The organism is Stenotrophomonas sp. YJH_SMC_57 (assembly GCF_059369755.1).
The window spans coordinates 105,205-114,373 of record NZ_JCAFSZ010000015.1; the positions used below are offsets into that span (position 1 = coordinate 105,205).

At 67.1% G+C, this 9,169-nt stretch carries 7 protein-coding genes and 2 rRNA genes; 3 read left to right on the forward strand and 6 right to left on the reverse strand.

Annotated features, from left to right (window positions below; all coding sequences use genetic code 11):
• Positions 1-20 precede the first annotated feature (20 nt).
• Positions 21-602, reverse strand: a complete 582-nt coding sequence (pnuC, locus tag AC5P7U_RS18625) for a nicotinamide riboside transporter PnuC (RefSeq protein ID WP_197564858.1) — start codon at positions 600-602, stop codon at positions 21-23.
• Between the two features lie 107 nt (positions 603-709).
• Positions 710-2,137, reverse strand: coding sequence for an outer membrane protein transport protein (locus AC5P7U_RS18630; protein ID WP_004153882.1), 1,428 nt, complete (start codon positions 2,135-2,137; stop codon positions 710-712).
• Positions 2,138-2,362: 225 nt separating this feature from the next.
• Between AC5P7U_RS18630 and AC5P7U_RS18635 the strand changes: the two genes are divergently transcribed.
• Complete coding sequence (locus tag AC5P7U_RS18635; protein ID WP_004153881.1) at positions 2,363-3,055, forward strand: rhomboid family intramembrane serine protease; 693 nt, start codon at positions 2,363-2,365, stop codon at positions 3,053-3,055.
• Between the two features lie 81 nt (positions 3,056-3,136).
• Here the strand turns inward: AC5P7U_RS18635 and AC5P7U_RS18640 are convergent, their stop codons facing one another.
• Positions 3,137-4,609, reverse strand: coding sequence for a S41 family peptidase (locus AC5P7U_RS18640; RefSeq protein ID WP_495221337.1), 1,473 nt, complete (start codon positions 4,607-4,609; stop codon positions 3,137-3,139).
• 108 nt (positions 4,610-4,717) lie between these two features.
• Positions 4,718-6,016, reverse strand: coding sequence for a murein hydrolase activator EnvC family protein (locus AC5P7U_RS18645; RefSeq protein ID WP_414555373.1), 1,299 nt, complete (start codon positions 6,014-6,016; stop codon positions 4,718-4,720).
• A 95-nt stretch (positions 6,017-6,111) separates the two neighbouring features.
• On the opposite strand from AC5P7U_RS18645, the gene AC5P7U_RS18650 reads away from it, so the two are divergent.
• Positions 6,112-6,774 (forward strand): DUF4097 family beta strand repeat-containing protein, encoded by a 663-nt coding sequence (locus tag AC5P7U_RS18650; RefSeq protein ID WP_004153877.1) that lies wholly within the window; start codon positions 6,112-6,114, stop codon positions 6,772-6,774.
• A gap of 84 nt (positions 6,775-6,858) precedes the next feature.
• The gene (locus AC5P7U_RS18655) at positions 6,859-8,568 is read left to right on the forward strand and encodes a M28 family metallopeptidase (protein WP_414555375.1); all 1,710 of its coding nucleotides are present in this window, start codon (positions 6,859-6,861) and stop codon (positions 8,566-8,568) included.
• A gap of 253 nt (positions 8,569-8,821) precedes the next feature.
• On the opposite strand, the gene rrf (AC5P7U_RS18660) is transcribed toward AC5P7U_RS18655, so the two are convergent.
• Together rrf (AC5P7U_RS18660) and rrf (AC5P7U_RS18665) are read right to left on the reverse strand one after the other, a co-directional pair.
• A 5S ribosomal RNA gene (rrf, locus tag AC5P7U_RS18660) occupies positions 8,822-8,936 on the reverse strand.
• A gap of 133 nt (positions 8,937-9,069) precedes the next feature.
• Positions 9,070-9,169: ribosomal RNA gene (gene rrf, locus AC5P7U_RS18665) — 5S ribosomal RNA — on the reverse strand; the annotation flags it as partial.

The window sequence follows — 9,169 nt, forward strand, 5'->3', positions numbered from 1 at the left end:
AAAGCGGGGTTTTTCTTTGCTCAACGTGCCTCGTCGCGCATCAGGTTGCGCCAATGGCGCAGCGCCACCAGCGCGTTGATCCAGAAGCCGACATACAGGATCGAGGTCAGGTGCAGGCCACGGCTGTAGTACAGCGGCACCGCCACGGTGTTCACCAGCAGCCACACCCACCACGATTCCAGCTTGCGCCGCATCATCAGGATCTGCGCGATCACGCTCAGCACCAGCACCGCCGAATCGATGTACGGCGCGTAGGCGTTGGTCAGGCGGGTCAGCATCCAGCCATAGCCGAAGGTGGCCACCACCGCCAACGGCGCCAGCCAGGCCCACGCACGCGGGCGCAGCGCGGTGATCGGCAGCGGCGCGCCGTGGTCGCCACGCAGCCACTGCCACCAGCCCAGCACGCTGATGGCGATGAAGAAGAACTGCAGCACCATGTCCGCGTACAGATGCGAGCGTTCGAACACCGCTGCGAACAGTGCACAGCCGACGATGCCCAGCCACCAGGTGTGCACGTTGTTGCGGCCGGCCAGCAGGATCGAGCCGGCGACGGCGATGTTGGCAGCCAGCTCCAGCTGGAAGTTCGGGTCGGACAGGTTCATCGCCCTATTGTCATGGATCCGCGCCCTGCAGGGAGGGCACGCCATGAAAAAGGAAAGGCCCCGCTTGCGCGGGGCCCTCCATGTCCTGCTTCAGGCGATCGCCTGGATCAGAACTTGTACTGCATCGAAGCTGCCAGCACGTCGCCGCTGACCTTGTACTTGCCGGTCACGGTGTTGGCCGTGGCCGAGGTCGAGGTGATGTTCGGATCCTTGGTGAACAGGTGGGTGTAGCCCACGCTGTATTCCATCTTGTCCGAAGCCGCGTAGGTCAGACCCAGCGACAGCCACTTGCGGGTGGTGTCCGGCACGCGCACGTCACGATGGGCGTCGGTGGTCGGGGTCTGGTCATAGGCGAGACCGCCGCGCAGGGTCAGCTTCTCGTTCATGCGGTACTCGGTACCGATCGACGCGAAGGTGGTGTCGCGGTAGTGGAACGGCAGCACGCTGTCCGGCTGGTTGGAGTCATAGTCGACGGTGACCTGGTCGAACTTGCTCCACGCGGTGCGCGAGACGTCGGCCATGATCTTCCACTGGTCGTTCACGCGGTGCGAGATGCTCATCGTGGCGCTGGCCGGCAGCGTGATGGTGGCGCGACCGTTGCTGTCGATGAAGGTGCCCGGGCCTGCGGACGCCAGGAAGGCAGCCGCGTTCTGCGGGATGGTGAAGTCAGCCTTGCCGTCGGTGATCTTGTGCTCGACCTCGGAGCGGTAGCTGAAGGCGATGTTGGTGCCTTCCACCGGGCTGACGGTCACGCCCAGGGTGTAACCCATGGACACTTCGTCACCCTTGATGCGCAGGTAGCCATCGGCGGTACCCGGGGCGAAGCCCTGCTGGGCCATGGCCACGGCGGCCTGGCGCGAAGCGGCAGCGGCCTGGGCCGGGGTGCCACCAGCGGCCAGAACGGCAGCGGCAGCCTTCTGCTGGGCGCTGGCATTGATCGCGGTGCCGGTGTCGACGGCGCTGGTCAGGTCGACGTTCAGGCGTTCGGCGAACACCGAAGCACCGAACGACAGGTACGGGTTGACGTCATAGGAGAACGCGACGCCCAGGTCGATTGCCTGCAGCTCGGTCTTGACGCCGTTGTAGCGGCCAACCCAGTCGCGGTCGTATTCGGTCTTGAAGCCGAACGGCACGGTCAGCGAAGCGCCGAAGTGCATGTTCTCCTTCTCGCCGAACGGCAGGTGGAAGTAGGCGGCCGGAACCGGGGCGATCATGCCGGCGTCGCCGCCGTTGCCGCCGGAAATCGGAGCGCCGTTGCCATACTTGCCCTGGCCGCGGAACTTGGCGCCGAAGCTGATGGCGCTGACGTCGCCCTGCAGCATGGTGCCATCGAGCAGGCGCATGGAAGCCGGGTTGGTGGCGATGACCGAGGCGTCACCTTCGGCAGCGGTGGAGCCGGCGAACGCACGGCCGAGGCCCTTGGCACTGTTTTCCTTCAGCTGGAAGGCGGCGGCGTTGGCATCGGCGGCGGCCAGCGCACCGGCAACGCCGACGGCCAGCAGGGTCAAACGGGCAATGGTGGAAGCGGTTTGCATCGTAGTTCTCTCTCCGGTAAGCGGTGATGGTGCTCTGAGTGCGCCTGCGCCCGGCAGGCCCTGGGGCCCTTCGGAGCGCGCCGGATTCCCCTCCCGACATACGACGCCGTATGCGAGTATTACCCAGAGCTGTTAATGAAACAATAACAGCGCCGGCGGTTTTTTCGTCTCAAAAGCTGAACAGGACCGTCCCCGCCACCAGCGCCCGCACGCTAGGCTAATGCCATGTTCGTCTCCCTCCCGTCGCGCAAGAAGGCGGCCCTGCGCTGGGCCACGCCCGTGCTGTTTGCGGCATTGTGGCTCGCGTTCCTGTGGTCGATCTCGCGCCCGGACGATGCCCGCGGCAGCCTCTGGCTGGACTGGGGCGCGCTGTCCACCGGCCTGACCCACCCGCTGGACTGGTGGGCGACCCTGCAGGATGGCAGCGTGCTGCGCCTGTTCACTGCCCTGTTCCTGCACGCGGACTGGTCACACCTGTTGGGCAACCTGGTGTTCCTGCTGATCTTCGGCCTGCCCGCCGAGCGCGTGCTGGGGCCGTGGCGGTTGCTGCTGCTGTTCCTGGTCGGCGGCGCGGTGTCCAACCTTGTGGCGATCTACACCATGGGCAGCCCGGACCAGATCATCATCGGCGCCAGCGGCGCGGTTTCGGCGCTGATCGGCGCCTACCTGGCCCTGTTCCCCGGCGCCCGGCTGGGCGTGGTGATCCCGCTCGGCCTGTTCCTGGAGTTCGTGCGCGCCCCGGCCTACCTGCTGATCGGCGTGTGGGCCGCACTGCAGGTGGTGTTCGCGCACATCGGCCCCAGCTTCGGCATGGTGGCCTGGTGGGCGCACATCGGCGGCTTCGTGTTCGGCCTGCTGTATGGCGTGTACGTGCGCGCGGCCATCGCGCGCCGGCTGCGCAAGCGCCACGGGTTCTGACCTACCGGGTAGTGCCGGCCGCTGGCCGGCTCCACGCTCACCCGCTCGTAGATCAGTCGAGCAGGGCTCGACTCTACAGAATCAAGGCTTGGCCGGGACCGGTGCGGGCTTGGCTTCCCGCGCGCTGTCCGCCTTCGGTTCCGGCTTGGCTTCCGGCTTGGCTTCGGGCTTGGCTTCGGGCTTGGCCGCGGCGGCCTTCGCGGCCTTGGCCGCCTCCGCCTTGGCGGCTTCGGCCTTCAGGCGTGCAGCCACCGAACCCGGGTTCTTCAGTTCGGCCAGCGCATCGTTGATCGGGCCGTCACCCGGCAACACGGCACCGGCGCGGTAGCCCTCGGTACCCTCATCGTCACCGCGCAGGTGGCCCGGCAGGGTCGCTTCGCTGTAGTCGCTGAGGCTGGCCGGCAGTGCATCCTCGGCCGGCGTGGCGGCAGGTTTCAATTCAACGTCCGGCACGATGCCGGTGGCCTGGATCGACTTGCCACTGGGCGTGTAATAGCGCGCGGTGGTCAGCTTCACCGAATCTCCGTTGTCCAGCGGCAGCACGGTCTGCACCGAACCCTTGCCGAAGGTACGACTGCCGACCACGCGGGCGCGCTTGTTGTCGCGCAGCGCGCCGGCCAGCACTTCCGAGGCACTGGCCGAACCGGCATCGGCCAGCACCACCACCGGTGCGCCCTTCAGCAGGTCGCCGGGGGTCGCATCGAACCGTGCGTCGCTGATGCTGATGCGGCCACGGGTGCTGACAATGTTGCCCTTGTCGAGCAGATCATCGGCCACCTGCACCGCGGCGGTCAGCAGGCCGCCCGGGTTGCTGCGCAGGTCCAGCACCAGGCCCTTGAGCTGGCCGCCGGACTGCTTCTGCAGCTGCTGCACATGCTTCTGGAAATCCGAACCGGTATCGGCCTGGAAGGTGCTCAGGCGGATGTAGCCATACCCCGGCTCCAGCAGGCGGCTGCGCACGCTGGTCACGCGGATGGTCTGCCGGGTGAGGCTGACGTCGAACGGCTTCGGCTTGCCTTCGCGCACGATGGTCAGCACCACCTTGCTGCCGGCCGGGCCGCGCAGCGGCTCGCTGGCGTCGATCGCGCTGATCGGCTTGCCGTCGATGGCGATGATCAGGTCACCGGCGAGGATGCCGGCCTTGGCTGCCGGCGTGTCGTCGATCGGCGAGATCACCTTCATGCTGGCGTTGTCCGGCTGCTGCTGCAGCTCCACGCCGATACCCTCGTAAGCGCCGTTGGCCTGCTCGTCGAAGGCCTGCGCGTCTTCCTTGTTGAAGTAGGTGCTGTGCGGATCGAGATCGAGCAGCAGGCCACGCACCGCTGACTGCATCAGCTTCTTGTCGTCCACCGGATCGACGTAGGCGGCACGCACCGCGTTGTACACGGCCACGAAACGGCGGATTTCCTCCAGCGGAACCTTCGAGGTTACCGCCTCCTCGCTGTTCGCTGCCTGCCCGCTGGTTTCCTGGCTCGGGGCGGGCGCGGTCTGCTGCGCCCAGGACAGCGCTGGCAACAAGGCCAGCAAGAGGGTGGCGGTACGGGCTGCGCGCATGGATCACTCCTGTCGACGGTGGCATCGTGCCCAAGGCACATGCGCCGATTATGCGCGAAGCACAGCTAAATTCCCGTTGAATCCGCCCGTCACGCGACGGCGCCGGATTCAGCGCCGCTGCAGCCAGCTGTCCGGATTGACCGGCTGCCCGCCACGACGCAGCTCGAAGTACAGCGCGGTCACGCCCTGGCCGCCGGAATTGCCGACCTTGGCCACCGCATCGCCGCGGCTGACCCGTGCGCCGGCATCCTTCAGCAGGGTGTCGTTGTGCGCGTACAGGCTCATGTAGCCGTTGCCGTGGTCGACGATCAGGATCATGCCGTAGCCGGTCATCCAGTCGGAGAACACCACCGTGCCATCGGCCACGGCGGTGACGGTGCTGCCGGCGGGCGCGCCGATCAGCACGCCGCTGCTGGTGCGCCCGTCGGGCAGCTTGCCGCCGTAGCGGGCCAGCAGATTGCCCGACAACGGCCAGCCCAGTCCGCCCACCTTCGGTGCCGGTGCCGAGGCCACCGCGGGCGGCACCTTGGTCGGCGGTGGCGGGCGGCCTTCCGCTTTGGCCTGGCGTGCGGCCTTCTCGGCGGCGGCTTTCTCGGCAGCGGCGCGGCGCGCGGCGGCACGACGCTCGGCTTCGGCACGGGCCGCCGCGGCACGCAGGTTGGCCAGCAGCGTTTCCAGCGCCTTTGCATCCTGGCCCAGCGCCTGTTCCTTCTCGCGCTGGTCCTTGAAGCGTTCGTCCAGCGAGGCCACGGTCTGCGCCCGATCACGGCGATCGGCCGCCAGGGTGGCCGCCTGCTGTTTCTGGTCACGCTGCGCGCCCTGCAGCTTCTGCTGGCGTTCGGCGATCTGCGTTTGCAGCGCTTCCAATTCCTTCAGGTCGGCGGTCAGGGTGGTGATGCGCTGCGCGCGTTCGCGCTGCAGATAGCGGTGGTAGGCCAGGGCACGGTTGGCATCGGCCACGGTGTCCTGCGACAGCAGCAGCTTCAGCGGTGCGTGGTTGCCCAGCTGATAGGCCGCGCGCAGCAGGCCGGCCAGTTCGCGGCGCTGCTGGGCCAGGTTGTTCTGCAGGCTGCTGCGGCGCTGCTCGGCTTCGGCCAGGGCACGGCTCTGCTCACGCAGTGCGGTCTCGGTCTGCGCAAGCGCGCGTGCGCTGCGGGCCACCTTCTCGTCGGCCTCGCGCAGTTGCTGTGACGCCTGGCCGCGCTGGCCTTCGATCTGACGACGCTCCTGCGCCACGCCTTTCAGTTCGGTACGCAGCTTCTGCAGCTTGCGCTCGGTCTCACGGGTGGTCTGCGCCGCGGCGGGCAGTGGCAGGGCCAGCGCGATCGCCAGCGCCAACAGCAGGCAGCGCCCGCCGCGGGCAGCGGCGATGTGATGTCGGCGTGATGGGAAGACGTTGTCGCGCAAGGGCTTTCCAGTGACTTCAGGCAGTTGCGGGGGCTACCGGGGAATGGTGACATCTCCGCACGCGGCCTGCCAGCCGCACATCCATCGAGGTCCCCATGAAAACTCTTTCCATTCCGCTGCTGTTGGGCGTCCTGCTCGCCGCCGGCCCGGTCGGCGCCCAGGACAACATCAGCAAGGTCAACGGTAGCATCAGCGCTGAACCCGGCCAGCGCTACGGCAAGCTGGACACGGTCAACGGCGGCATCCGCGTTGGCGAAGGCGTCGAGACCGGCAGCATCGACACCGTCAATGGCGGAGTGAAGGTGGCCGACCGCGCACGCACCGGCAAGATCGAGACGGTCAATGGCGGTGTGCGCCTCGGCCGCGAGGTCATTGCGCGTGGCAGCGTCAGCACGGTCAACGGCAGCATCTTCAGCGACCGTGGCAGCCAGATCGAAGGCGGCGTTGAAACCGTGAACGGTGGCATCGGCCTGGTCGAAAGCCGCGTCGGCAAGGATGTGGAGACCGTCAACGGTGACATCACCGTGGGAATCGGCTCGCAGGTCAACGGCGGTGTGCACGTCCGCAAGCCCAACTTCAGCGTCTCGCTGACTGCCAGCCGCAAGCCGCGCGTGATCATCGGCCCGAATGCCGTGGTCAATGGCCCCCTGCAGTTCGAACGCGAGGTGGTGCTGTACGTGCACCGCAGCGCCCGCATCGGGCCGGTCACCGGCGCCGAGCCGATCCCGTTCGACACCGAAACCGCCCCGGCGGACTGAGCCACCGCGCCGTTCGGTCCGGTGATCCTCGCCCAACCGGTCGTGCAGAACGTACGGCCACCCTTTGTTACCCAGGAATCGACGATGCCCCGCAAACTCCTCCTGTGCCTGGCCGCCGCGGCCGCGCTCAGTGCCTGCAAAGGCGAAGACACGCCGGCCGCCGCGCCAGCCACCGGCACCGCGGCCGCCAAGCCCGCCACCCATCAGTTCTCGCCGGACATCAATGCCGGCGACTTCGCCGAGATGGTCAAGACCCTGGCCTCGGATGAGTTCGAAGGCCGCGCCCCGGGCAGCAAGGGCGAAGAGCTGACGGTCAACTACATCCGCGACCAGATGCAGCGCATCGGCCTGCAGCCCGGCAACGGCGACAGCTGGTTCCAGGACGTGCCGATGACCGAGACCACGGCCGACGAATCGACCGTGCTGAAGATCACCCAGGGCGGCAAGACCACCGAGCTGAAGTTCGGCACCGACATGGTGGTCGGCACGCGTACCGGCCAGGCCGAGGTCAAGGTCGATGCCAGCGACCTGGTGTTCGTCGGCTACGGCGTCAATGCGCCGGAACAGAAGTGGAACGACTACGCCGGCCAGGACTGGAAGGGAAAGACGGTTGTCATGTTCGTCAACGACCCCGGCTTCCACGTCGATGACGATAAGCTGTTCGACGGCAAGCGCATGACCTACTACGGCCGCTGGACCTACAAGTTCGAAGAGGCCGCGCGCAAGGGCGCCGCCGCCGCGCTGATCGTGCACGACACCGCCGGCGCCTCCTATGGCTGGGATGTGGTGAAGAACTCCTGGGCCGGCCCGCAGTACGACCTGCCCGCCAAGGATGATCCGGACGCCCGCATCCCGGTGCAGGGCTGGCTGAGTGCGGAGGCCGCCAAGGCGCTGTTCGCCGGTGCCGGCCTGGATCTGGCGCAGGCCTACAAGGACGCCAGCAAGCGCGGTTTCAAGCCGGTGCCACTGAAGGCCACTGCGGCGGTTGATCTGAAGAGCCGGATCGCGCAGAAGCAGTCGCGCAACGTGGTGGGCGTGCTGCCGGGCAGCAAGCGTGCCGACGAGGCAGTGCTGTACATGGCGCACTGGGACCACCTGGGCAAGCACGAGGGTGAGACCGGCGACAACATCTACAACGGTGCGGTCGACAATGCGACCGGCGTGGCCGGCATCCTCGAGGTGGCCGAAGCGATGGCCCACCAGCAGCCCAAGCCGGAGCGTTCGGTGGTGTTCCTGGCGGTGACCCTGGAAGAGTCGGGCCTGCTCGGTTCGAAGTACTACGTCGCGCACCCGACCTTCCCGCTGGACAAGATTGCCGGCGTGATCAACATCGACGCGATGTCGGTGGCGGGCCGCGCCAAGGACGTGACCGTGACCGGTTTCGGCAGCTCGGAGCTGGAAGACATCCTCAAGCCGCTGGCCGCCGCCCAGGACCGTACCCTGCACGGCGAGACCTCGGTGCAGAGTGGCTTCTACTTCCGTTCGGACCACTTCAACTTCGCCAAGGCCGGCGTGCCGGCCCTGTATGCCGACGGCGGCGAGGATCTGCGCGAGGGCGGCGTGGAGGCCGGCCGCAAGGCCGCCGCCGACTACGGTGCCAACCGTTACCATGGCCCGAAGGACGAGTTCGACGCGGCCACCTGGAAGCTGGACGGCACCGTCGAAGACCTGCAGCTGATGTACGGCGTCGGCAAGGAACTGGCGGGCGGTGATCGTTGGCCGAACTGGTATGAGGGCAACCCGTTCAAGGCGGCTCGCGACGCGATGATGAAGGACAAGGCCGCAGCCAAGTAGAGTCGAGCTTGCTCGACCGAGTATCGTTGAGATCAAAGCGGCGCCCCACGGGCGCCGCTTTTTTTGGGCGCTCCGCCATGGGTGCGTGCCAACCTTGGTTGGCACTCTGCCATCGGTAGTCGCCGACCTTGGTTGGCGCCGCCGTTCGCGGCGGCTTCATCAACGCGCCTGCCGGCCAGCGGCCGGCACTACCGATATTTCCTGAGCCCAAAGAAAAACCCCGCTGCGCAAGCAGCGGGGTTTGGGGTGTAAACCCTGGCGATGACCTACTCTCGCATGGCTTGAGCCACACTACCATCGGCGCAGCTGCGTTTCACTTCCGAGTTCGGGATGGGATCGGGTGGTTCCACAGCGCTAATTTCACCAGGGAGACGGTTGCAGCAGCGCTTGCAGCGCCAGCATCGCGATCTTGCCCGTGGGGCGGAAGGTACCCGGAAATGCAGTGCCTTCACTTAATAAGGAAAAACCCCGCTGCGTGAGCAGCGGGGTTTTGGGTGTAAACCCTGGCGATGACCTACTCTCGCATGGCTTGAGCCACACTACCATCGGCGCAGCTGCGTTTCACTTCCGAGTTCGGGATGGGATCGGGTGGTTCCACAGC

Coding starts and splice junctions, on each gene's coding strand:
- pnuC (WP_197564858.1), bottom strand. CDS start 602: ATGAACCTGTCCGACCCGAACTTCCAGCTGGAGCTGGCTGCCAACATC.
- AC5P7U_RS18630 (WP_004153882.1), bottom strand. CDS start 2,137: ATGCAAACCGCTTCCACCATTGCCCGTTTGACCCTGCTGGCCGTCGGC.
- AC5P7U_RS18635 (WP_004153881.1), top strand. CDS start 2,363: ATGTTCGTCTCCCTCCCGTCGCGCAAGAAGGCGGCCCTGCGCTGGGCC.
- AC5P7U_RS18640 (WP_495221337.1), bottom strand. CDS start 4,609: ATGCGCGCAGCCCGTACCGCCACCCTCTTGCTGGCCTTGTTGCCAGCG.
- AC5P7U_RS18650 (WP_004153877.1), top strand. CDS start 6,112: ATGAAAACTCTTTCCATTCCGCTGCTGTTGGGCGTCCTGCTCGCCGCC.
- AC5P7U_RS18655 (WP_414555375.1), top strand. CDS start 6,859: ATGCCCCGCAAACTCCTCCTGTGCCTGGCCGCCGCGGCCGCGCTCAGT.